Raw genomic sequence first — 22,421 nt, forward strand, 5'->3', positions numbered from 1 at the left:
AAAACCGCTCATTGAGCGGTTTTTTTGTGCTTAAAATTAAACATTTTAGGGAATTAAATACCACCTAACTTTTCAGCACGTGCTTTACATTGGTTGTATGTTTCTACACATTTAGCAGAACATACTTGTTGCTTAAGCCCTTCAGCTGTTGTTTGTTGCTCGCAGGTGCTTTCGCAGCGAAAGTTTTGTTGAGCACATTGGTTCATCTCGGCATTTTCAACATGGTTTTGACAACCGGCTAAAACAGCTAAAGTGAGCGCAACCACGCTTGTTTTTATTAATATATGCATTTTTAATCCTTAAAGTAAGCTCAATAAATTAAATATCGACCTGCATGTTGTCAATTAATCTCACAGAGCCTAAAAAGGCGGCGGCTAAAATAACAAAATGGTTATCATCGAGTGTAGCAGTTTTTAAGGTATCTCGTTGAGCTATCTCAAAATAGTCTGGCTTTAAGCCTGCTTGCTCTAGGCTTTGTTTAGCATGTGCTTTAAGCGAAGTGAAATCTTTATTCCCTTGCTTAAGCTGCTCGGCACACTGGCCTAGCGCTTTAAATAAAGCAGTTGCTGTTGTTTTTTGCTCTGCTGATAGGTAGCCATTACGTGAGCTCATAGCAAGCCCTGATACTTCACGCATGGTGGGTACACCAATAATTTCAACAGGCATAGATAGGTCGCGAGCCATCGTTTTAATCACTTGCAGTTGCTGAAAGTCTTTTTCACCAAAGCAAGCGTAGTCAGGTTGCACCAGGTTAAATAGCTTAGTCACAACAGTTGCAACGCCTTTAAAGTGCCCTGGGCGCGAACCACCACAGTAACCAAGCGACACGCCTGGTACGTCAACAAAGCTTTGCTCACCAAGCCCATTTGGATAAATTGTGCTAACACTTGGTGTAAATACAATATCAGTACCTAATTCTGCAAGGCCTTGTTTGTCCTCTGATAATGTACGTGGGTAGTTATCTAAATCTTCGTTAGCGCCAAATTGCATTGGATTTACAAAAATACTAACAACCACTTTATCAGCTAAAGTTTTTGCTTTTTCAACGAGTGAAAAGTGTCCTCGGTGTAAATTGCCCATTGTTGGTACAAACGCCACACTCAAGCCCGCTTGTCGCCATGCTTTAATTTGACTACGTAAAGATTTAATTTCAGTAATTGACTGCATTATTTAAACTCATGTTCAGCACTTGGAAAAGCGCCACTTTTTACATCGGTACAATATTTTTGAACGGCCGCTGGCATGTTGCCAGTTTCTAATAAAAAGTTTTTTGAAAATTTTGGAATATAACCTGCCGAAATACCCACTAGGTCGTGCATTACTAATATTTGACCGTCGGTCACATTACCAGCACCAATGCCTATGGTTGGAATACTAAGCGCATCAGTAATACGTTTTGCCAATGCACTCGGGATACACTCAAGTACTAATAATTGTGCGCCAGCGGCTTCAAGTGCTTTTGCATCATCAATCATTTTTTGTGCTTTGTCTTCTTCGCGGCCTTGGATTTTAAAGCCGCCAAATACGTGCACAGATTGAGGTGTAAGGCCTAAGTGCCCACACACAGGAATACCTTGTTGAGTAAGCGCTTTAATACTGTCGTAAAGCCATTCGCCACCTTCAAGTTTAACCATGTTTGCACCAGCGCGCATAAGTTCTGCGGCATTTTTACAGGTGTCGTTAACGCTTGAATATGTCATAAATGGCATGTCAGCAATAACAAATAATTCACGGCTTCCTGCACGAACGCAGCGCGTATGATAAGCAATATCTTGGTTGGTTACGCCAAGCGTATCATCACCGCCTTGCAGCACCATACCTAATGAATCACCGACTAAAATAACGTTAACGCCATTATCATGAAATAACTTTGCAAAGCTTGCATCGTAAGCAGTTAATGCTGTGATTTTGTTACTTTCTGCTTTCATTTTATTTAAAGTAGAAACGGTTATTTTAGACATAATATTCCTCGCAGGCATAAGCCTTGGTTAATTACAGAGGTAATTGTTGTAAGTCGTTGAGCGGTAAATTAGTTGCAATGGTTTTTAGTGCAATGCCGCTGGGTAAAATAAGTTCTGGCGCAAGTTCAAGCAGTGGATACACCACAAACTCGCGTTCGTTCAAGCCATAATGGGGCACAGTTAAGCGTGCAGTATTAATAATTTTATTACCAAACAAAAGGGTATCTATGTCTAGCGTTCGAGGACCCCAACGTTCAGCTTTTCTAACACGGCCGTGCTCTAGTTCAATTTTTTGTGTTAAATCAAGTAGCTGTTCTGGTTCAAGATGGGTATTAATACATGCAACTGCGTTAATGTAGTCGGGTTGGTCTTGCGGTCCCATAGGTTTACTTGCGTAATAGTGAGACACGCTTACAAACTCGCTATGCGGCAGTTTTTTAAGTGCCGCAATCGCGTTATCAAGCTGTTGTTTAGGCGAGTTTAAGTTAGCACCTAACCCTAAATAAACACAGTTCATGTTACTACTCAGCTGGCTTTCTTGGTGCGCGGCGACGAGAGCGTTTACGCGGCTTTGGACCACCTTGATGACCTAAGTTTTTAACCATGTCTTTTTGACCGTTAATATCTTGGCTAAGGTATTGAGTCCACCACTGTGCAAGTTCTTTATGCTCAGTTTCACCCGCATCAACGCGCAATAATAAAAAGTCGTAAGCGGCTTTAAAGCGCGGTTGTTGCGTTAACCTGTAAGCACGTTGGCCTGCACGTTTATCTAAACGGTGCTGGATATGCCAAATATCGCGCGCACCCAACGTAAAGCGTTTTGGAACTGCAATATGTTGTGCGCTTTCGCTAAGTACTTTATTCATTGCTTGTGCAAAGGCATCGTACTCGCTAAGTTGTTCTTCGGCTTGAAGCTTTTTGGTTATTGCTAAAAGTGGGAACCATAATAGCGCGGCAAAAATAAATGCAGGCGTTACTTTTTTATCAGCATTTATGCGTTTATCGGTATTTTGAAACATTTGCTGAACAAAGGCTTGTTCTAAACCATTTGGGTTGGCTTCTAAAATTTTATCTAGCGCAGGAAATAATGCACGGAAAAGCCCGTATTGGCGAAGCATTAAAAAGTTAGCTTCAGCTTTACCGTTTAAAAACAGTTTAAGCACTTCTTCAAACAAACGCGCCGGTGGAATGTTATCAAGTAAGCTGGCAAGCTCGCTGATCGGCTTTTCGCTATTAGGCGCAATGCTCATATCAAGCTTTGTTGCAAATCGTACTGCGCGTAACATACGCACTGGATCTTCACGGTAGCGTGTTTCAGGATCGCCAATAAGCTCTATTTGTTTTGCTTTAATAGCGGCTAAACCATTGGCGTAATCATGAATGCTAAAATCGTTAATTGAGTAATACAGCGCGTTAATTGAAAAATCACGGCGCTCAGCATCTTCTTCAATGCTACCAAATACGTTGTCACGTAATAATTGCCCTTCAGTACTTGATTGGCTTATTTGGTTTTTAGACTCAGGCGCTTCGTGATGACCGCGCATGGTTGCCACTTCAATAATTTCACGGCCAAATACAATGTGCGCTAAACGAAAACGGCGACCAATTAATCTACAGTTTCTAAAAAGCTTTTTAACTTGGTCGGGCGTTGCGTTAGTGACTACATCAAAGTCTTTAGGTTGTTGACCTAACAATATATCGCGAATACAACCACCAACGAGGTAGGCATCAAAGCCACCGTCTTTTAATCGGTATAAAACTTTGATTGCATTTGGGCTAAATTGTTTACGAGAAATACCATGCTCACCGCGCGTGATTACTAATGGTTCGCTGCTTACAGAGGCAGAGGCATTTTCAGCACTCGTATTTGGGCCGATTATCTGTCGGCAAAATTGAAAAAGCTTGGAAATAATAATCCGTCTCCTAGAAGGTGTTGATTGGCCTTTCATCGCAATCAAAAATAACCGCAAATAGTGGTGTTAAACCCCAATACTCACCGTCTTACTCAAATAGCACATATTTAGGCGGCTATCATATACCAGCAGGGTTTAAAAATTAAGTTGATGTGTTGAAATTAAGCTGTTTTTAACGATTTTATTTACACAGTTTAGTAAATTGCTTGGCTTAACTTGTTTGCTACTGAGAAATTTGTATTTCAGCGACTTGCGGCACTTGCTTTAACTCAAAGGTATTTACGCCCCACTCAATGAGTTGCTCAGTAGTTAAATCCATTAAATTGGCATGAGTTGGCAAGCCTAAAAATTCAAAGGCACTTATCAATGCGGGTTTTGGCTCTGCTTTACTAATTGCAGGAGCATAGTTTTGTTTAGATAGTTTAAAACCGGGCTTGGCAACGGCTAAAGGTAAGTGAGCAAACTCAGGAATAGGGTGATTAAGTTGTTTAAATAAACTGATTTGCCGTGCTGTTGGCTCAATTAAATCGGCGCCTCTAACAATCCTATTTATGCCTTGATCAATATCGTCCACAACAACCACTAATTGGTAGGCGAATAAGCCATCACTGCGCTTTATTATATAATCTTCGTGTGCCAGCTCGCTACTAACACAAATATCACCTTGAATCAGATCGTTAAAGTGTGTGGTTGCATGGCATTGTGTTAATCGAAGTGCGCCTGTATGGGTTGGGTGTCCAAGGTTTTTACACTGGCCTTGGTAAATTCCACCCAATGCTTTTATTTGTTTTCGGCTACAGTGGCAAGCATAAACACATTGTTGATTTTCAAGGGAGCTGACTACGTCTTGGTATAAATCGAGCCGCTTAGTTTGATAAACAACTGATTCATCCCAGTGGAGGCAATAGGCTTGTAAGGTATTTAGAATATCGGTGTCGGCATTTTTCACCACCCGAGTGGTGTCTATATCCTCGATACGGACGAGCCAAGACCCTTTATTTGCTTTTGCATCAAGGTAACTGCCCACAGCCGCAACAAGTGAGCCAAAATGAAGTGGCCCAGAAGGAGACGGTGCAAAACGACCGCGATAGTTGCGCATAGGCGCAGTAACGGCTGCAGGTGGCATGCTAATTAATAGGGTTAATTAGCCGCGTCCAGCTTGTTTTTCTTTAATTTCTGCAAGTGTTTTACAGTCTACGCATAAATCGGCAGTTGGTCGCGCTTCTAGGCGGCGAATACCAATTTCAATACCACAAGACTCACAAAAGCCAAAATCATCTTCTTTAATTAAAATAATTGTTTTTTCAATTTTTTTAATTAATTTACGTTCGCGGTCACGAGTTCGAAGTTCTAAAGAAAACTCTTCTTCTTGTGCAGCGCGGTCAACTGGGTCAGGAAAGTTAGCAGCTTCGTCTTGCATATGCGATTTTGTACGATCAACTTCGTTACGTAAATCGTTACGCCAAGTTTCTAAAATCGTTTTGAAATGAGCACGTTGTGCTTCATTCATATACTCTTCGCCTGGTTTTTCTTGGTATGGTTCTAAACCGGCTTGAGCCAATAAACCATGTTTCTTTTGGTCTGGCATAACTCTCTCCTAAATCCTTAATTTAATGCCTCAGCATTAGCCGGCGGTATAAATAACAGAAACTTATACCCTAGGCAAATTTATTTTTAATTATTCGAATTAGCTTCAACCATGCTTTGCGAGTAAAAAGTGCGTTAAATGAGGGGGCTTATTTAACTAACTTACTGGTTTGTAAAACTTGCCTTTATATGGGGGCAAAACTTTAAAAAACAAGTTTAACTCTGGAATTGATTTTTTATTGCTTCAATCTTTTCATCGCGTTGTTTGTTCTAATTACAATTACTCAGCTTAATGATTGGGTTATACACTAAGCTACAAATGCTATTTTTTTATGAAGAACGACTTCGTTTGCGCAAATAAGTGCTTTATAAGCGATAACTTCAACACCGCCATCGATGGCTTGTTGTAAAAGCGCTGCGTATTTTTCATCAATATGCGCCGCCGTGCTGACAATATTAATCCCTTCATGCAAAACAGCGAACAGTAGTACGGCGCGATGGCCTAATTCGACCACTTCAATAAGTTCGCGAAGGTGTTTTTGTCCACGCAGTGTTTGTGCATCCGGAAAGTAACCTTGGCCGCTGTGTGGATCATCTTGGCTTATTAAAGTGACCGATTTAACTTCAACGTAGCAGCTTGGTTTGTTTGGGGTTGTGAGTAAAAAGTCGATTCGGCTATTTTCACTGCCGTATTTAACTTCACTTTGAAGTTGCTCATAGCCTGTTAGTTCATCAATCACTTTATGATTTATCGCTTCTTCTACTACTTTATTGGCTACCGCTGTATTAACACATATTAATTGCCCTAAATTGTTTTTGGTCAGCTCTAATGAATGTGGATATTTTCGTTTTGCGTTATCGCTGGTTGAATAAAAAGCAGTAAAACCTGGTTCGGCGCAGCCGGTCATTTTTCCGGTGTTAGCACAATGGGCGGTAAACTCAGCGCCATTGTTTAATTTTAAATCAGCTAAAAAGCGCTTGTAGCGTTTTAATAGTGTGGCTGATTGCAGTGCAGGTGTGTACTTCATGGTTGTGTCCAATGCGGTTAAATAGCGTGATAGGGGTTATTTATCTCAAGCTGTTGGGAACTTAGGCGCACTATAGTAAACTCAACAGCACATTTAAGTGCAAGGATATTCTAACATGAGTGAAAAATTTGTTGTTCAACTAAGCGAACACGCAGCACCGAGTCATTGGGGCGAAAGCGCAACGTTGTCTTTTAACGAGCGTGGCGCAACCGTTCATTTATCTGAGCAAGAAACATTAAAAAATGTTCAAAAAGCAGCGCGTACAATTGCTAATCAAGGTGTTAAGCATGTTGAGCTTGCGGGCGACACGTGGTGCACAGAAAGCCAATGGGCTTTTTACCAAGGCTTTGTAACACCAAAAATGTTAAATGGTGTTGAATTTGTTGATAACGCACAGTCAGATCTTAAAGAACTTGCGCATTTAAAAAGCTCAGCAACATGGGCGCGTGAAATGGTTAATGGCACCGCAGACGATATATACCCTGAAAGCCTTGCTGAAAAAGCAGCTGAGTTTATTCAATCACTTGCGCCAGAGCACGTAAGCTACCAAATAATTAAAGGCGATGCGTTATTAGAGCAGCAATGGATTGGTATTCATGCTGTTGGTCGCGGAAGTGTTCGCCCTCCGGTATTGTTAGAGCTTGATTACAACCCAACAGGCGACGATAACGCACCCGTTAGTGCAGCCCTTGTGGGTAAAGGTATTACGTTTGATTCGGGCGGTTATTCAATTAAATCGAGCGAAGGCATGCTAGGAATGAAGTGCGATATGGGCGGTGCTGCAACAGTAACGGCTGGTTTAGCACTTGCTATTAATCGTGGGATTGAAAAGCGCATTAAATTATTCTTATGTTGTGCTGAGAACTTAATTTCTGGCCACGCTTACAAATTAGGCGACATTCTTACTTACAAAAATGGCACAACCGTTGAAATTGTAAATACTGATGCAGAAGGGCGTTTAGTGCTTGCCGATGGCTTAATGGCTGCGGGTGAAACAGGCGCACCTTTAATTATTGACGCTGCAACATTAACAGGGGCAGCGTTGGTTGCTGTTGGTCAAGAATACAATGCGTTGTTTGCACTAGATAAAGAGCTAGCGCGTGAGGTTGAAGGTTTTGCATCCCAAGAAATGGAAGCAGCTTGGCCATTACCACTTGAAAAGTGGCACCAACAGAACTGCCCATCACCTTATGCTGATACGGCTAACAGCCGAGCGCAAAAAGGTGGCGGCTATGGTGGTGCGTCAAATGCTGCAGGCTTCTTATCACGCTTTGTGCCAAACGATGGCCAAGGTTGGGTACACATTGATTTAGCTGCTGCTTTTAACATGGGTAGCACGAGCCAATGGGCTGCAGGCGCAACAACACAAGGTATGCGCACGGTTGCTCGTACGTTGCTAGAAAAAGCATAATATTAACTAAGTTAGGCTTTTTATATTTAAATTAGGCACCGTTTGGTGCCTTTTTTGATCTACAAGCAAGCAATTTTATTTAATTTACGGTAAAATCCATCGCCAATACCTGTTTGAGTGGCTAAGTTGGTTTTACTCTAAACTACGCTCAAATATAATATCCACCACTGGGGTTTCTAACTATGTCAGATAAGTGCTATATCACAGCTCAACAGTTACTTGAAGATTCATTCCGCGTAGCGGCACAAGTATACAAAGACGGCTTTCGTCCTGATTTTATTATAGGTATTTGGCGAGGTGGTGCACCAATTGGTATTGCTGTGCAAGAATATTACGATTACAAAGGTATTGAAACTGACCACATTGCAGTGCGTACATCGTCTTATTACGGTATTGGCCAACAATCAAAAGAAATTAAAGTACACGGCTTACATTACATTGTAGAAAACGCTAATGCGGGTGATTCTTTGCTTATTGTTGATGATGTATTTGACTCAGGGCGCAGTATTGTTGCACTAAAAGAAAAGCTTTCAGAACTAATGCGCTTAAACTTACCGCGCGATATTCGAATTGCTTGCCCATACTACAAACCAAAAAATTCAAAAGTAGATACCGTGCCTGATTACTACATTCATGAGTCGGAAGAATGGTTAGTATTCCCGCATGAATTGTCGGGTTTAACACCGGATGAAATTATTGAAGGTAAATCTGACTTAGTGAAAATTCACGATATTTTGTTAGAAGACTAATACAACGAGTGCATATTTAGCCTTAAGAACGTGTTATTTGTTTTTAGGGCAATAAAAAAGGCCTTAATTGGCCTTTTTTTGTGTGCTTAGAGTTGTGCAAAGCTATCTACATATTCACTAAGCATTGGAATATCGACCGCTTGTAAACCATTAGTGCTTCTTTGCACTAGGCCTTTTTCTACTAACTCTGTTACAACACGCCTGTAAGCTCGCTCAGTGGTTGCAAAACGTTCAGCCTCTGCGTTTACCGTTGGGTAGGCTCTAAGTAGTGTAGGGTTGTTATTCTCGGCTCTCAGCAGGCAATCTTTAGCTATATTGTAGCTAAGTGGCAGTAATAACTTATCTAAGTTGATTTTTTGATTTTCTTGAAACTTAGCCGCAATAGTTTGTGCTGTGTATAAACTTAGCTCTGGTTTTTCGAGCAATAATGCACGCCAATGTCTTAATTCAATCAGGTTGTAAGTCACATCACTAAAACACGTTACCGTATAAATACACGGATTGTTGTTAAGTGCTTCTATTTCACCTATCAGGGTATTATTACAATCCAGTTGTCCTAGCAGCAGGCGTCGTCCGTTTCCTACGTCATAACTAAATGACACAGTGCCGCTGCGCACAAGCACAAGCTTGCTTAAAGGCTGATCTTGATGGATCAGCACTTCTTTTTTTGATTGTTGATAACTACTACCTGCAAAGGTTAATAGCTGTTCAACAAGATAACTAGAAAAATGGTATTGAAACATCAATATGCTCTTCGGACATTTGTCCTATTTATTATGTTTTAATGACGGTAGCATTAACACATTAAGAATTTACGCTAACTTGCTACTAATACTTTTAGCTTTGCTATGGGTATTATTTTACCTTCATTTCCCGTGTAATGATTTAAGAATTTGTTGGTTTTTTTGCCGGCAAACTTTTCAGGTTTTTAAGCAAGTTAGCTTTTTATTTACGTATGTCACTTCGCTTAATTATTAATATAAGAGAGCTACTCTCTTACTAGCCAATTATTTTTCAAAATCTAAATAACGCTCATAATTAAGCAAAGTGCTATTACTTTGCAATACTTACAACTGTAATAAGTTAGCATTAGTGTAATGCTAACCCAAAGGTTAGGAGAGAACAATTGAGTTGGGAATATTTAGGCTATATTGCGTCAGCTTTATTGGTTGCATCACTCACTATGACCGATGTAGTAAAGCTTCGTTGGTACAACATGTTAGGATGTATTGTGTTTACGGCTTACGGTGTAGCCATTGGTGCTGTTCCCGTTGTTTTTACCAACGCGTTACTGGCATTGGTTAACTTGTATCACATTATAAAATTATACCGTCAGCCAAAAGCTGTTCAGCCAGAGGCACAGCAGCCAAAAAGCTAAATGACATGATGTGTATTAAAAAAGGGTTAACGTGCGTTAACCCTTTCTTGTATTTACTGAATAGCGTCTAACATTATCCCATCTGTTTTACGTGTTGGATATAAAGATTCAACAATGAAGCTAGGTATAAAGCCTTTAGCGGAAGAGACTACAACCTTAGATTTTGCACCTATAATGCGAGCATTAACAATCACGCCTCTGTTCGTATATGTAAGGGTTCCAGATAGTGTATATTCAATATGCGGGTAGCCTTTAATTTCTTGCCCATTACGACTAAATGAAAAATCACCCATAGGTGTAACATGAACGGCACCAGTATGTTTATAGTCTACAACTGATAGCCCAAACTCTTGCAACTCAGAAATAAAACTTTCAGCTAAGTGATTGCCAAAAATATTTGTGGTTTGCAAGTTGTCGTCAAGGTTAACAAAAGATGTAATTGCTATAGGCGTACTACTATTAATGTAGTTCATGTTTTCAATTAGCTTCATGGCTAATTGCTCAGTGTAATTACTTAATAACTTACTGCTGTTAACTGGCCGATAGTTATTCTCAGGGAATTGCCAATTGCTTACTCTTGGGTAATTGTTTTCTTCGTATTTAACATATGATTTGTGGTGATGCTTGTTATTGTGTGGCGCATGGCCGTTATAAATAGGGTGGGTAGAACAAGCTGATAGTGAAAGAGTAAATAGTGCCGATAAACTCAAAGTTACTTTTTTTGATAACATGCTTTCATCCTGAAACATAATAAGAAATTATAAGTACTTATGATTATCGACACGCTTTTTAATTACTTTAGTGATATTTATTAATTTATTTATCTATTTAAAACTAATGCTTTATTGTTATTCTTTTTCATAGCGCTTCACACCGGCAATCCATGTTTGTAGCACCTGGGTTTTGTATATATCTTCAACGGGTACTTTAAAGTAATCTTTATCCACTAAAATAAAGTCGGCCCATTTACCCTGCTCTAAGCTCCCTATTTTAAACTCTTGATGCGCTGCATAAGCACCGCCTAGTGTAAACGCACGTAGTGCATCTTCGCGGCTTAGTACTTCGCTTGGACGCCAGCCGTTTTCAGGCAGTTTGTTATGATCCATCCGCGTTATTGCTGAATATAAACCATCAAACGGGTTTGCAAGCTCTACAGGGTAGTCAGAACCCGCAGCAACCACTGAACCTTGTTGTAAAAATGTTTGCCATGCGTATGCAAAGCTAAGTTGCTTTTCAGTTAAACGCTGCTCTGCCATATGCATGTCAGACGTAGCGTGAACAGGTTGCATTGATGGAATAATTTTTAGTGCTTTAAATCGAGGAATATCGTCTGGTGTTACTATTTGCGCGTGTTCTATGCGGTTGCGCAGTAAAATACCGCCTGTTTTTTTAAATACATTTTCGTAGGCGTCTAAAACCACACGATTGGCCTTGTCACCAATGGCATGGGTGTTGGCGGTAAAACCGTTTTTAAAGCTTTGCGTAAATAAAGCTTCGAGTTTTTCTTGGGTTTCAAGCATCAAGCCATGATGGCCAGCACGGTCGGCATAATCTTCAATAAGCGCTGCGCCACGCGAGCCTAATGCACCATCGGCATACACTTTAACACTACGAATTTCCATAAAATCGTAGTTATCGTGATATGGCCCCGCTTTTAACATCGCTGGTAAATCTGGGCTAGCACCACTTAGCATTGCCACAATACGCAGAGGTAAATTACCTTGATCGCCGCGCTCTTTGTACACTTCCCATGTGGCTTTATCTATGCCAGCGTCATGAGTAGAAGTAATACCTAGGCTTAATAAGTGCTTTCCTGCGGCATCTAGTGAGTTGCTAATTTCTTGTTTTGAAGGGGCTGGCATGTGCTGAACAATTAACGACTCCGCTTTATCAACAAAGATACCGGTAGGGTGACCAAATTCATCTTTTATTACTTCACCGCCTATTGGCGATTTTGTATCAGCGTTAATGCCCGCAAGCTCAAGTGCTTTTGAGTTAACCCAAATTGCATGGCTATCAACACGAGATAAAACAACCGGACGATCGCTTACTACTTTGTCTAAATCTTTAGCGGTAGGAAAGCGCGTATCTGGCCATAGCTCTTGGTTCCATCCTCGGCCAATGATCCAACCTTGTTTGCCTTGCGCAAATTGCTTTAGTTTATTTGTAACGTCATCAACCGACTTAGCGCCGCGTACATCAAGTTGCGATAAGTTATCTCCTAGCCCAATAACGTGGCCGTGAGCATCTATTAAGCCGGGCAGTAATGTGTTGCCTTCTGCGTTTATTAATTTTGCATCTGGAAAACTTTCTTTTAGTGTGTCGCCGCCTACTTTTACAACTTTGCCATCTTTTATAACTAAAGTGCTAAATTGTTGAAGCTCGCCTTTTTGCATTTTGCCTTTATAAAGCGGGGTGTAGCCATTAGCATTATAAATAACTTTGGTTTGTGCAATGGCAAAGCTAGAGCCCGCACAAAGGCTGGCAAGTACAAGTGGTTTAAGTAATTTTTTGAGTAACATAGGACACTGTTTTGTTATTTTTAGTGCAATAACACTAGCAAACCCTTTTTTAGAATACCAACAGGATGCGATAAGCTCGTAAAATAGACAGTTAAAGCTAAGCTGGTTGCTTAGCTGTTAAATTAATTGCCTAAAACCTAAAATCAGAAAGGTTACTTAAGTTAGGGCTACTTACTGGCATATAAATGGTATTCGCTAAGTGTTAGCCGGCCGTCTTTATCTTGGTCGTAACGAATAAACTTAGACCACAAGGCGGGGTCTATTGAGGCTTCAGAACGCGTTAAAAATCCGTCTTTGTTTCGGTCTATTTTTTTAAACTGGTTGTTAATAGTGTCACTTTCGGCAAAGCTGGATGCACTAAATACGGTTAGAGTGCATAAAATAAATAAGCGTATGGGGTTCATTAAAATACTCAGTAAAGATTGTTAGTAAGGTAGTTTTTAAATTCAATTAATGAAATTTGTTTGTCTTGATTTTTATCCCACATTATAAACGTGCTAAGTAACTGTGGCTGGCGCTCTAATTCGTTATGGGTAAGGTAACCGCTCTTATCTATATCAAGGTGATCAAAGCGTTGTTTTACATCAAGTGCTAAGGCATTAAAACTTAACAGCAATGCCGTGGTGGTTACAAAGCAACGTATCTTCATGGTAGTCCTTCCAAAAGGGTAATTAAGTTGTATTTAATAACGAGGTATAAAGCTTGAAAAGATAAAGCACTTGCCATAATTTAACTCCCAACATTAAATCCTTTTACACACTCCCTCAGGGATTATGGCAAATGCTTTAGTACACTTTACAAGTTAAAAGCTTAAGCAAAACTTAACCTGTTACGGCTTAAAGTTTTCAAACTCTGCTTTAGAGATCATCTCGTCGTTGTCTTCGTCTAAATCGGTAAACTGTCTAAGTAGCTCTTTATCCTGCTTAGCTTCAACAAACGAGATACTTCCGTCCATGTTTGTATCTAAGTGTGCAAATCGCACAGCCGAAGGAGATGCCAGCACTGTTGCACTAATAGCTAAAAATAATAATAAAAACGCGGCAATAAGTTGTTTCATAATTTCATTCCTTTTGAAGTTGAATTATTGAATAAATTTACTAAATTCATTTAGCGACAGTTGGCCACTTTGGTCTGTGTCTATTTGTGCAAAGTTTTCCTTAAGCACAGCATCCATTTGGGCCTCGGCTTCGCTTAACAAGCCGTTATTATCCTTATCTAGCGCATCAAACGTAGCCTCAACGTCCATAGCATATGCGTCTGTATTAACTAAACCTAATGTAAGTAATGTTGAAAAAACCAACGCTTTTGCTCTCATGAGTATTTCCTTATTAAATTCATTTGTCATACCTACTAACAAAAAGGATGCCATGTTTTGTTTTTGTTTATTTTCAATGATTTACGTTTTATTGCTTGAAAGGGGAGGTAAAAATTACACTTTATGTGTGTAATTTTGTATGAGTACAGCAACAGAGTTTGAGGTGTTTTTTATGATGTTAACTAAATCAATAGGTTGCAATGTTGCTATTTAGCAACACTATAGCGAGTGAATATTAATATGGTTCAGCATGTGTATAGGCGGTATTGATAATAATAGGCGAGTTATTTACTGATAGAGTTTTCTGCAATGGCTGCAACGTTTACTAAACATTACAATGCAATGCTTAATTGGCGCCCTAATTTAATAGGGCAGTTTGCGTTAAGTATGCTGCTGTCGTTATTGCCACTGTCTATTGTGGTCATTGTGTTTTTAAATGCGTTGAACAAGCAGCTAGCAACCACTCAACAAATTGTAAGTAATAATTATCAGCTTACAAAATCGTTCGCTAGCTTAAAGCAAGACCTTAACAGTCTTGAGCGCGCAACAAGACAAAACTGGGTATTAAAAAGTGATTCGCTCGACACCCTCATAGTTGATAAATGGCAATCTTCAGTACAAAGCATAAACGACCTTAAACACATTAATACAAACCCAGATTACACACGCCAATGGGCACAGCTATTAAATGTTTTACAAACAGCACACCAGCAACTTGTTGATCAAAAAAAGCAAGATGCAGCGCTATTTGTACCTGTAAGCGAGTTAATTACAGCGCTAACAGTGTGGCTTAAAAATAAAAACGAAGCGCAAATAACCCTTAATCAAAACGAGCTAGCTAGCCTACAAACGTCGTTTATAAATTGGCTGGTGGCACTTATTCCACTTACTTTATTGGTTGGTGGTGGATTTTTATGGCGTATAAGTGGGCGCTTAAAGGGATTAACTAGGGTTATTGATAAGCTAGGGCAAGGGGATTGGCAGCAAAAAATAGCGGTAAAAGGCTCGTCAGAGTTAGTCGAACTTGGAGAAAAACTACAGTGGGTACAAACTCAGCTGCATATGCTTGAGCAACAAAAAGATACGTTTTTACGCCACGTAACACACGAGCTTAAAACACCGCTTGCTTCTATGGTTGAAGGAACCGATTTACTAACAGATGAAATTGTTGGCCCCATTAATGACGAACAAAAAGCAGTGCTTTCCCTCATAACTCAATCTATGGTGCGCCTTCGCATGATGATAGACAGCCTACTGAGTTATAACGCTATTAGAGCAACGATAAACAACTCAAGCGAGGTTAATATTGATCATTTAATTAAAAAAATTAATGGCCATTTTGAGCATCGTCTAACGGCTCGAAAGCAACGTATTCAATGGCAAAACTCTGTTTCAAGCACTGTTCTTGCGCTTCCTAATGAACTAATAGAAATGATGCTAATTCAGTTAATTTCAAACAGCTTAAAATTTTCTGATGATAACCAAGGTGTGACTGTAAAATTAAAATGCGAGCAACATCAGCTGTGTTTGGTAGTGGCCGATAATGGCTGTGGCATTAAAGAGCACGAAATAAAGCATATTTTTAGTGCGTTTTATCAAGGTAAACATGACCAAAGCATTACCTTACAAGGCAGTGGCTTGGGCCTAACAATAGTAAAAGAGACGGTTGAGCAGCTACAAGGCACATTAAGTGTTGAGAAGAATAAACCACACGGTTGCCGTTTTTTAATAAAAATACCAATCAGTAAAAATTTAGGAGTTAATTAACAATGCGCATACTCACTATTTTATGTGTGCTTGCAGGTAGCCTAATTGTATCGGGTTGTGAGCTTAATAATGGCACGCAAGCGCAGGGCGGTAATAAAACATCAAATACTAAAAACGTATCTCCTAGCCCCAAGCCAATGCCTAAATTAGCCCCTGTTTATCCCTCTGCTGAGCGGGTTATAGCGCTTCATGCAAATCAATGTGGTGGATTTACATTGCCACCAACAAAGCGATCATTTAAAGGTGAAAATGAGCTAAAAGCATTTTTTAAATTTATGTGCTTAAAAGTAAGTACCGACCCAAATACAGTAATGACCAAGTTACTTAAACTCGACCTAGCCTATTTTTGGCCTGACGATATAAAGCAGTATTTATGGCTTCAAAAACAGCAGATTACCTTACAAATAAATGCTCAAAAAGAGCAACAAACACTTAATAACCAAATGCAGAAAACCCTGTCGTCGCTGGCAGATATAGAGCAGCAGTTGTTACTTCGCGAAGATACCAAGGAGCAGTAACCATGGCCACAAATAGTCCGCACAAAGCAAAAGTGTTATTAGTTGATGACGATGCAAGTTTATTAAAGTTGCTTGCTATTCGTATTGAATCAAAAGGCTATCAAGTAACAACTTGTGAAAGAGGCTTAGCAGCGCTACAAATTTTAAAAAGTCACGTGTTTGATGCCGTAATTACCGACTTACGAATGGATGAAATGGACGGCATGGCGCTCCATCGTCAACTGCAAAGCCGATACCCTGCATTACCAGTAATTATGATGACAGCGCATGGCTCTATTCCCGATGCGGTTGAAGCCACTAAGCAAGGCATTTTTGCCTTCATTACTAAACCGGTCGATAAAGACGAGCTATTTGATAGCCTTGCAAATGCAATAGACATTCACGGTGTAAATACCGATGAAGCCCCATCAAAAAGTAATATAGTAACGCGCAGTGGTGCCATGTTGCACTTGCTTGAACAAGTTAAGTTACTTGGGCCTACTCACGTTAATGTGCTTATTTCGGGGGCCAGTGGAACGGGTAAGGAATTATTAGCGCAGGCTATTCATCAGCATAGCCAAGTAAGTAACGGGCCTTTTGTGGCTATAAATTGTGGTGCTGTACCAGGGGAGCTTTTAGAGTCTGAATTATTTGGCCATAAAAAAGGCGCGTTTACTGGTGCCGTAAAAGATCATCAAGGTTTATTTCAGCAAGCGCAGGGCGGTACATTATTTTTAGATGAAATTGGCGATATGCCCCTTAACTTACAAGTAAAGTTACTGCGTGTACTGCAAGAAAAAACCATTCGCCCAGTGGGTTTTCAAGAGGAGATCTCAATTGATGTGCGTATTGTATCGGCAACTCACAAAAACTTGCCCGAAGCCATTAAAAACCAGCAGTTTAGAGAAGATTTGTACTACCGCCTAAATGTAGTTAATTTAAAATTACCACCACTGTGTGAACGCCGTGAAGACATAAGCCTACTAGCCCAGTACTTTAGCGCAAGTATCGCTAAACGAATGAACCAAAATGAAAAACATTTTGCCAATGATGCTATGCACGCATTGGTACGTTATGATTGGCCGGGAAATATTCGTCAGTTACAAAATGTTGTTGAACAAGTGGTAGCCTTAACACCCGGTGAGGTTATTTCAGCGCATTTAGTATTAGCAGCACTCGATAGCAACGAAAAAAGTGTAGAGCCACTCTCATTAAACGACGCTAAAAAAGAGTTTGAACGTGATTACGTTATTAATACGCTAAAAATGGCAGGCGGCAACGTAGCAGAAGGTGCCAAGCTTGCTAAGCGTAATCGTTCAGACTTTTATAAACTCATTAAAAAACATAATATTGACGTTGATACTTTGGCGTAAAAAATTAAAGGAATCCTCATGCAGTTATTTATGGTGTATTTAGGCGGGCGAATTCAAGGCTGCCACATAGAAATGCACGACATTCGCTTTGTAGTTGGGCAAAACATAGAGCAAACCTACACCAAATTAAAAAGCCAATGGGTTGGCGACAAAAACAGCGTACACATGGATAGTTTTATGGCTGTTAACAATATTGATGGTTACAAAGTAGAAGTGGTAGAGGGGGATGTTGAACAAAATAAACAGCTTTATTTTGTAAACTTAGGCGCTTACAGAAGCGACTCAATGGCAGAGCAGCACGACTTTGCATTATATGTAGCAAGCAGTAGTGAAGAGGCAAAGCAGCGAGCTAAATATGATTTATTAGCAGGCCTGAGCCATATTCATAAAGACGACTTACACGACGTAGACGATTGCTTTGCAATTGATTTACTCGACAGCCAATTAACAATAAAACTTAGCCCAAGTGGGCTTTCACAACCTATAAAACCGGATTGGTTTGGTTACCATGTTTTATAAGTTAAGTAATCTGAACACTGAATAATAAAGCTATCTTAAGCCGCTATTTTTCTTGCTCGTTTTGCTCATTTTTTTCACTGTTTGATGCCAGCTTAAAAGCCACAATAACTAAGCCAAACATAGCAAACGGCAAGACTGCTAACATATACTCAACCATGTTGCTGTCTTGAAAGTTAGCTTGCAATAAAAAGTGCCCCGCCACACACATAACAATAACGACGAGTAAAATTGGCAGCAGCATGAGCTCTTTTTTTGATGAATGATTTTTCATTGAATAACAGCTTAAACAAAAAATGATGCGCTATTGTAATGAGCTTACATATGCTTGGCAAACCACAACGCTTTTAATGATATGATTGCTATAAATGAAGTTTGTAAATTAGTGTGGAAACAACGTGAAAAGTAGCTTAAAAAACGTTTACCTAGTCGGTGGAGCAGTACGCGATAAACTGCTAAACATTGCATCAAAAGATAACGATTATGTGGTTATTGGCGAAACGCCCAGTTCTATGGAGTCGCTTGGCTTTTTACCAATAGGTAGCGACTTTCCTGTTTATTTGCACCCAAAAACAAAAGAAGAATACGCACTAGGGCGTACCGAACGAAAAAGCGGCAAGGGTTATACCGGTTTTGTAGTAGACGCTAGCCCTAGCGTAACACTTGAAGAAGACCTCGCAAGGCGCGACTTAACCATTAACTCTATGGCGCTTGACGAAAACGGTAAAATTATTGACCCTTTTAATGGCCAACACGATTTACAAAACAAAATACTGCGCCACACTACACACGCCTTTGTAGAAGACCCTGTGCGAGTGCTGCGTATTGCAAGATTTTTAGCGCGTTACGGCAGCGATTGGCAAATCCACCCCAGCACTTATGCGTTAATGCGAGAGCTTAAAAATAAAGGCGAGCTTAACCACTTAGTGCCTGAACGGGTATGGTTAGAAACCGAAAAAGCGCTTGGCGAAAAACACCCTGAGCTTTATTTTCAAGCATTAGATGGACTGGGTGTTTTTCCTGAAATAGAACAAATGAAAAGCGTACCACAACCTGCCAATCATCACCCTGAAGGCGATGTATTTGTGCATACAATGTTGGTGCTCAGGCGTGCAGCCGACTTAAATTTTAATTTAGAAACCCGCTTTGCTGCGCTTACCCACGATTTTGGTAAAGCCCTTAGCTATAAAATACGCGGCAATTTACGCGGTCACGAACGCGAAGGTGTAGCGGTGGTAAAGTCATTTTGTAATCGTTTAAAAGTGCCTAATCGTTTTCGTGATATTGGCGTATTGACCAGCGATAACCACACTTTATGCCATACGATTGATCAGCTTAGGCCGCAAACTATTCATAAATTAATTGTCACTAATTTAAATGGTTTGGTGCACCCTGAGCGCTTTTTAGCATTTACTCAAGCCTGCCAATGTGACGCGCAAGGCCGCGGAGAAACACTGGTTAATAAGCCTTACCCGCAGGCAATTAAGTTGCGCGCCATTCATAGTAAATTACAGCAAATGGATAAAAAAAACATAGTGCAAGAGGCACTTAAAAGTGGCAAAAAAGGCCCAGAAATAGGCGAGGCAGTAAAGCTGGCAGAAATAAACTGTATCAAAGCATTTTTAAGTGATGAGCCAAGTACAACAAGCTAACTAGTGTAAATTAAGTCAAGTATTGAGATACGCCTTGCACCTCAAGGCGCGGTACTTTTTAAAGGTCGTTTATTTGCGTATGCTGTGGTTTATTTGCCTCTGGCTCAGCGTTTTTATCAGATTTATATAAACTAAAAATAAAGTCGAGCTCTTCTCGTTCAAGTGATGGGGTCACGGCAAATCCTACTGCTTAATGCGTTAATATATCCCCAGAGTATGTGAACGCGACTGAATTAAAAGTGAATGGTTACAAGGGGCGGTGACTGTTTATTTCCTCACTGTTTATTAGCACATTACTTTTCTGTCTAATATTACTGATCTCTACCATTTTGGAGTATTTCTACATTTATAATATTTAAATGCGATATAACTATTTGTTTACATACGCTTATTAGCTGGCTACATTGGATTGATTGTAATATTTGGACATATGCCGGTTTATAAAGCGACACATGTCGGATACAAAGTTGTTATGTGTTTTTAGGATTCAGAGTTTGCACCAGCTTTTATTGAAATATAAATCAGTTATAAAGTTAAATGGCTGGATTATCACAATAGCCACAATATTTTTATTTATGGCAAATAAATCAGCCAGACCAGAGTACTTGATCGAGTTTTGGGTTACATTTTCTTTGGTTCATTTAGTTACTATTTCGTGGTTGGTTGCTGCTTATAGGTTCCCTGAATATCGTAAAAAAGAAATTGTGTCTGTTCTAGTGCCATATATTTCAGGCAGTATTATTTGGTTTTTTTTGTTTTTAGGTCTATGGACTTTGCTAGCAATAAACACATAACAAGTCATTAAAGCAGGACAAAAAACAGTTGGTTTTTGCTCGTGCCTCGCTTATTTTAACCAACTATTTTATTGCCTCTTAATGAGGCGTTATATGGTTCACAGGATAGAAGTATATGGATATATTTGAGTATAAAGTAGAAAAAGTTGGTGGTCTTTTTACATTTCGCACTACCAAATTTGTTAGGTTGCAAACTCGCTGCACAGAACTGGGAAAACAAGGCTGGGAATTAGTTAGCGTAAATTACGATTGGTTTACAGTCACGTATACAATGTTTTTTAAGCGGATACGGCCTAATAAAACCATATAACAAGGGTTTTCAAGTCGGACAAATTACAGTTGGCTGTTGTTCGTTCCTCACACATTATAGCCAGCTACAATTTGCCGCTTAAAACGGCGTTAGGTGCAAATGAAGAAGTTTAGGCCAACCATTCCAATTTCGGAATGGAAAATAGCAACTCATTTAGAAGCTACGGGTTCAATTCAGAATCAAAGTGGATTACCTGCTTATGCATGCAGCTGCAAATGGTGCTCGCTATGGAAGAGTAGTTTTAAAAATATCTTGCCTAGTTGGTTTGCATCTGAGCTAAAACGTATACTTGTTGATATACCTAACCCAGCAGATTTATATAGATTTGAGACAAACGGAAAATATAGCTCTATTCGTATAGTCTACTTTATCGTTGGTAAAATACAGTCAGGGCCAAATGCTTGGAGTGAAGGAGATTCGGGCAATACTTTAATGTATAGGACGATCCAAGAGAAACCCTACATTTCGTTAGCAGTATATTCTGCGACTCATTATTATGGAGATGTACCAATCCTTAATGATTATAAGGCTGGCGAACTGATATGTTTAGACATGCGGTTGATGGTAAATAATGAATCTCAGCATACTCACCTAACAAACGCATGAAATATCGCGCGTTTAAAAACACCGCTTCGCGGTACGCGCTGGACTCGCAACAAGTTGCTCGCCATTTATGCGGGCGTTAAATTAATAGAGAGTCTATGTCTGTTATTCGTAGTTCAGTATTTCAAATTATTTTAAAATCGATATTTTTACTACTATTTAACTTTATCGGATTTTTTCTGATTTACGCAGCTGCTCTTTTGTTAGTTAGAGAGAGCAATACCCCGTTATCGTTAATTGAACAACTTTCGGCGTTAATTTTAGCTTTGTTTACAACATCTATTTTTGCTTGGTGGATGGTAACTAGTTTTCGTCAATACGAAATCAAAATAGATAGTGAATCGATCCTACTCAAAGGGTTATCGAGCTGGAAAAAAATTGATAAAACTATTTTACTTTCTGACATTGATAGTGCAGAAATAGGGACCGACTTAGCTCTATTTAAGGGAAAAAAGTTGGTGGTGAAACTTTCAATGGTTTCTATAGCATTTGAAACAGATTCGCTTAACAAAAATATAAAAAATATTGTCGTCTGAACTGAAATAACAAAATATAAAGAGTAATTTAACAAGGGCTAAATATCAGCGGGCTGTTCGCTTTGCTCCATTTAAGCCAACCATTTTAAGTCGACTTTGATGGTCTTACATATAAAGAGGAGTACTTACAATGGTTCGTCAATCACGTAAATTTAAAATATTTGCTGCAATAATTACCATCCCATTATTTGCGGTATTTTTATTTGGGTACAGCTTTATTATCTTTATGTATGCTGATGGGTTAAGCAACATCAAGCACTACTTCTTACTTGGTTTAGGTTTTATTGGTATTCTTTTGTGGGCAAAAATGTCCGTGAATATGATTAAAGACATAAGATTGATTAAAGTGTAATTTACATAAAAATATATCAGTCTTAATTATGCTAGGAAGCACGTGTATTTCTTTTACCGCTTTACTCAGTGCGGTCAATTCTAAATCAACAAAAATTCAGTTTACTTTGTTTGCCGATGTGGTTGTTAAACAAGTTGCATAAGGCAAAAACATTTAG

General features: G+C 39.5%; 27 protein-coding genes. 11 read left to right on the forward strand and 16 right to left on the reverse strand.

Going from position 1 to position 22,421, the window contains the following annotated elements:
* Positions 1-53: 53 nt before the first annotated feature.
* The 8 genes from ATS72_RS14785 to sfsA form a co-directional block, all read right to left on the reverse strand.
* Complete coding sequence (locus ATS72_RS14785; protein WP_006791872.1) at positions 54-290, reverse strand: hypothetical protein; 237 nt, start codon at positions 288-290, stop codon at positions 54-56.
* A gap of 28 nt (positions 291-318) precedes the next feature.
* Complete coding sequence (panC, locus tag ATS72_RS14790; RefSeq protein ID WP_010555769.1) at positions 319-1,167, reverse strand: pantoate--beta-alanine ligase; 849 nt, start codon at positions 1,165-1,167, stop codon at positions 319-321.
* Positions 1,167-1,961: a 3-methyl-2-oxobutanoate hydroxymethyltransferase gene (gene panB, locus ATS72_RS14795; protein ID WP_058428427.1), complete on the reverse strand. Its 795-nt coding sequence runs from the start codon at positions 1,959-1,961 to the stop codon at positions 1,167-1,169. Before panB ends, panC begins: the two co-directional genes overlap by 1 nt.
* A 31-nt stretch (positions 1,962-1,992) precedes the next feature.
* On the reverse strand, positions 1,993-2,478 hold the full coding sequence (gene folK / locus ATS72_RS14800; protein ID WP_058428428.1) for a 2-amino-4-hydroxy-6-hydroxymethyldihydropteridine diphosphokinase: 486 nt from the start codon (positions 2,476-2,478) through the stop codon (positions 1,993-1,995).
* Positions 2,479-2,482: 4 nt separating this feature from the next.
* Entirely contained in the window at positions 2,483-3,910 is a 1,428-nt protein-coding gene (gene pcnB / locus ATS72_RS14805; protein ID WP_006791876.1) for a polynucleotide adenylyltransferase PcnB, read from the reverse strand.
* Between the two features lie 187 nt (positions 3,911-4,097).
* On the reverse strand, positions 4,098-5,000 hold the full coding sequence (gluQRS, locus tag ATS72_RS14810; RefSeq protein ID WP_006791877.1) for a tRNA glutamyl-Q(34) synthetase GluQRS: 903 nt from the start codon (positions 4,998-5,000) through the stop codon (positions 4,098-4,100).
* 18 nt (positions 5,001-5,018) lie between these two features.
* On the reverse strand, positions 5,019-5,462 hold the full coding sequence (dksA, locus tag ATS72_RS14815) for an RNA polymerase-binding protein DksA (protein WP_006791878.1): 444 nt from the start codon (positions 5,460-5,462) through the stop codon (positions 5,019-5,021).
* 307 nt (positions 5,463-5,769) lie between these two features.
* A complete protein-coding gene (sfsA, locus tag ATS72_RS14820) occupies positions 5,770-6,489 on the reverse strand; it encodes a DNA/RNA nuclease SfsA (RefSeq protein WP_058428429.1) in 720 nt (239 codons plus the stop codon).
* A gap of 115 nt (positions 6,490-6,604) precedes the next feature.
* Between sfsA and pepB the strand changes: the two genes are divergently transcribed.
* Positions 6,605-7,900 carry an aminopeptidase PepB gene (gene pepB / locus ATS72_RS14825; RefSeq protein ID WP_058428430.1) on the forward strand — a complete coding sequence of 432 codons (1,296 nt, stop codon included), beginning with the start codon at positions 6,605-6,607 and terminating at the stop codon, positions 7,898-7,900.
* 182 nt (positions 7,901-8,082) lie between these two features.
* Complete coding sequence (locus tag ATS72_RS14830) at positions 8,083-8,649, forward strand: phosphoribosyltransferase (protein WP_006791881.1); 567 nt, start codon at positions 8,083-8,085, stop codon at positions 8,647-8,649.
* An 86-nt stretch (positions 8,650-8,735) separates the two neighbouring features.
* Here ATS72_RS14830 and ATS72_RS14835 read toward each other — a convergent pair whose 3' ends face one another.
* On the reverse strand, positions 8,736-9,392 hold the full coding sequence (locus ATS72_RS14835; RefSeq protein WP_006791882.1) for a Crp/Fnr family transcriptional regulator: 657 nt from the start codon (positions 9,390-9,392) through the stop codon (positions 8,736-8,738).
* Between the two features lie 383 nt (positions 9,393-9,775).
* Here ATS72_RS14835 and ATS72_RS14840 point away from each other — a divergent pair, with 383 nt between their 5' ends.
* A complete protein-coding gene (locus ATS72_RS14840; RefSeq protein WP_008130966.1) occupies positions 9,776-10,027 on the forward strand; it encodes a YgjV family protein in 252 nt (83 codons plus the stop codon).
* Between the two features lie 53 nt (positions 10,028-10,080).
* Here the strand turns inward: ATS72_RS14840 and ATS72_RS14845 are convergent, their stop codons facing one another.
* The 6 genes from ATS72_RS14845 to ATS72_RS14870 form a co-directional block, all read right to left on the reverse strand.
* Positions 10,081-10,758, reverse strand: coding sequence for a FlgO family outer membrane protein (locus tag ATS72_RS14845; protein WP_010555777.1), 678 nt, complete (start codon positions 10,756-10,758; stop codon positions 10,081-10,083).
* A 117-nt stretch (positions 10,759-10,875) separates the two neighbouring features.
* Positions 10,876-12,549 carry an amidohydrolase gene (locus ATS72_RS14850; protein WP_058428431.1) on the reverse strand — a complete coding sequence of 558 codons (1,674 nt, stop codon included), beginning with the start codon at positions 12,547-12,549 and terminating at the stop codon, positions 10,876-10,878.
* A 167-nt stretch (positions 12,550-12,716) separates the two neighbouring features.
* A complete protein-coding gene (locus tag ATS72_RS14855) occupies positions 12,717-12,953 on the reverse strand; it encodes a calcium-binding protein (protein ID WP_058428432.1) in 237 nt (78 codons plus the stop codon).
* Positions 12,954-12,961: 8 nt separating this feature from the next.
* Positions 12,962-13,198, reverse strand: coding sequence for an EF-hand domain-containing protein (locus ATS72_RS14860; RefSeq protein ID WP_058428433.1), 237 nt, complete (start codon positions 13,196-13,198; stop codon positions 12,962-12,964).
* 180 nt (positions 13,199-13,378) lie between these two features.
* Positions 13,379-13,606, reverse strand: a complete 228-nt coding sequence (locus ATS72_RS14865; RefSeq protein ID WP_008130972.1) for a hypothetical protein — start codon at positions 13,604-13,606, stop codon at positions 13,379-13,381.
* Between the two features lie 24 nt (positions 13,607-13,630).
* Positions 13,631-13,864, reverse strand: a complete 234-nt coding sequence (locus tag ATS72_RS14870; RefSeq protein WP_058428434.1) for a cag pathogenicity island protein Cag25 — start codon at positions 13,862-13,864, stop codon at positions 13,631-13,633.
* Positions 13,865-14,173: 309 nt separating this feature from the next.
* On the opposite strand from ATS72_RS14870, the gene ATS72_RS14875 reads away from it, so the two are divergent.
* The 4 genes from ATS72_RS14875 to ATS72_RS14890 are packed head-to-tail and all read left to right on the forward strand — an operon-like array spanning position 14,174 to position 18,020.
* Positions 14,174-15,631, forward strand: coding sequence for a HAMP domain-containing sensor histidine kinase (locus tag ATS72_RS14875; protein WP_058428435.1), 1,458 nt, complete (start codon positions 14,174-14,176; stop codon positions 15,629-15,631).
* Positions 15,632-15,633: 2 nt separating this feature from the next.
* On the forward strand, positions 15,634-16,149 hold the full coding sequence (locus ATS72_RS14880; RefSeq protein ID WP_058428436.1) for a hypothetical protein: 516 nt from the start codon (positions 15,634-15,636) through the stop codon (positions 16,147-16,149).
* A 2-nt stretch (positions 16,150-16,151) separates the two neighbouring features.
* The gene (locus ATS72_RS14885; RefSeq protein WP_058428437.1) at positions 16,152-17,501 is read left to right on the forward strand and encodes a sigma 54-interacting transcriptional regulator; all 1,350 of its coding nucleotides are present in this window, start codon (positions 16,152-16,154) and stop codon (positions 17,499-17,501) included.
* Between the two features lie 18 nt (positions 17,502-17,519).
* Positions 17,520-18,020, forward strand: a complete 501-nt coding sequence (locus ATS72_RS14890) for a DUF1543 domain-containing protein (protein WP_058428438.1) — start codon at positions 17,520-17,522, stop codon at positions 18,018-18,020.
* 43 nt (positions 18,021-18,063) lie between these two features.
* Here the strand turns inward: ATS72_RS14890 and ATS72_RS14895 are convergent, their stop codons facing one another.
* Entirely contained in the window at positions 18,064-18,291 is a 228-nt protein-coding gene (locus ATS72_RS14895) for a hypothetical protein (RefSeq protein ID WP_058428439.1), read from the reverse strand.
* Between the two features lie 124 nt (positions 18,292-18,415).
* On the opposite strand from ATS72_RS14895, the gene ATS72_RS14900 reads away from it, so the two are divergent.
* The 4 genes from ATS72_RS14900 to ATS72_RS14925 all read left to right on the forward strand — a co-directional run bounded on the left by ATS72_RS14900 (position 18,416) and on the right by ATS72_RS14925 (position 22,264).
* On the forward strand, positions 18,416-19,669 hold the full coding sequence (locus tag ATS72_RS14900) for a multifunctional CCA addition/repair protein (RefSeq protein ID WP_058428440.1): 1,254 nt from the start codon (positions 18,416-18,418) through the stop codon (positions 19,667-19,669).
* Positions 19,670-20,163: 494 nt separating this feature from the next.
* Entirely contained in the window at positions 20,164-20,463 is a 300-nt protein-coding gene (locus ATS72_RS14905) for a hypothetical protein (RefSeq protein ID WP_058428441.1), read from the forward strand.
* Between the two features lie 1,011 nt (positions 20,464-21,474).
* Positions 21,475-21,912 carry a hypothetical protein gene (locus tag ATS72_RS14920; RefSeq protein ID WP_058428444.1) on the forward strand — a complete coding sequence of 146 codons (438 nt, stop codon included), beginning with the start codon at positions 21,475-21,477 and terminating at the stop codon, positions 21,910-21,912.
* Between the two features lie 130 nt (positions 21,913-22,042).
* Positions 22,043-22,264, forward strand: coding sequence for a hypothetical protein (locus ATS72_RS14925; protein ID WP_058428445.1), 222 nt, complete (start codon positions 22,043-22,045; stop codon positions 22,262-22,264).
* Positions 22,265-22,421: the final 157 nt, after the last annotated feature.

Source organism: Pseudoalteromonas sp. 13-15, assembly GCF_001468205.2.
GTDB lineage: Bacteria > Pseudomonadota > Gammaproteobacteria > Enterobacterales > Alteromonadaceae > Pseudoalteromonas > Pseudoalteromonas marina.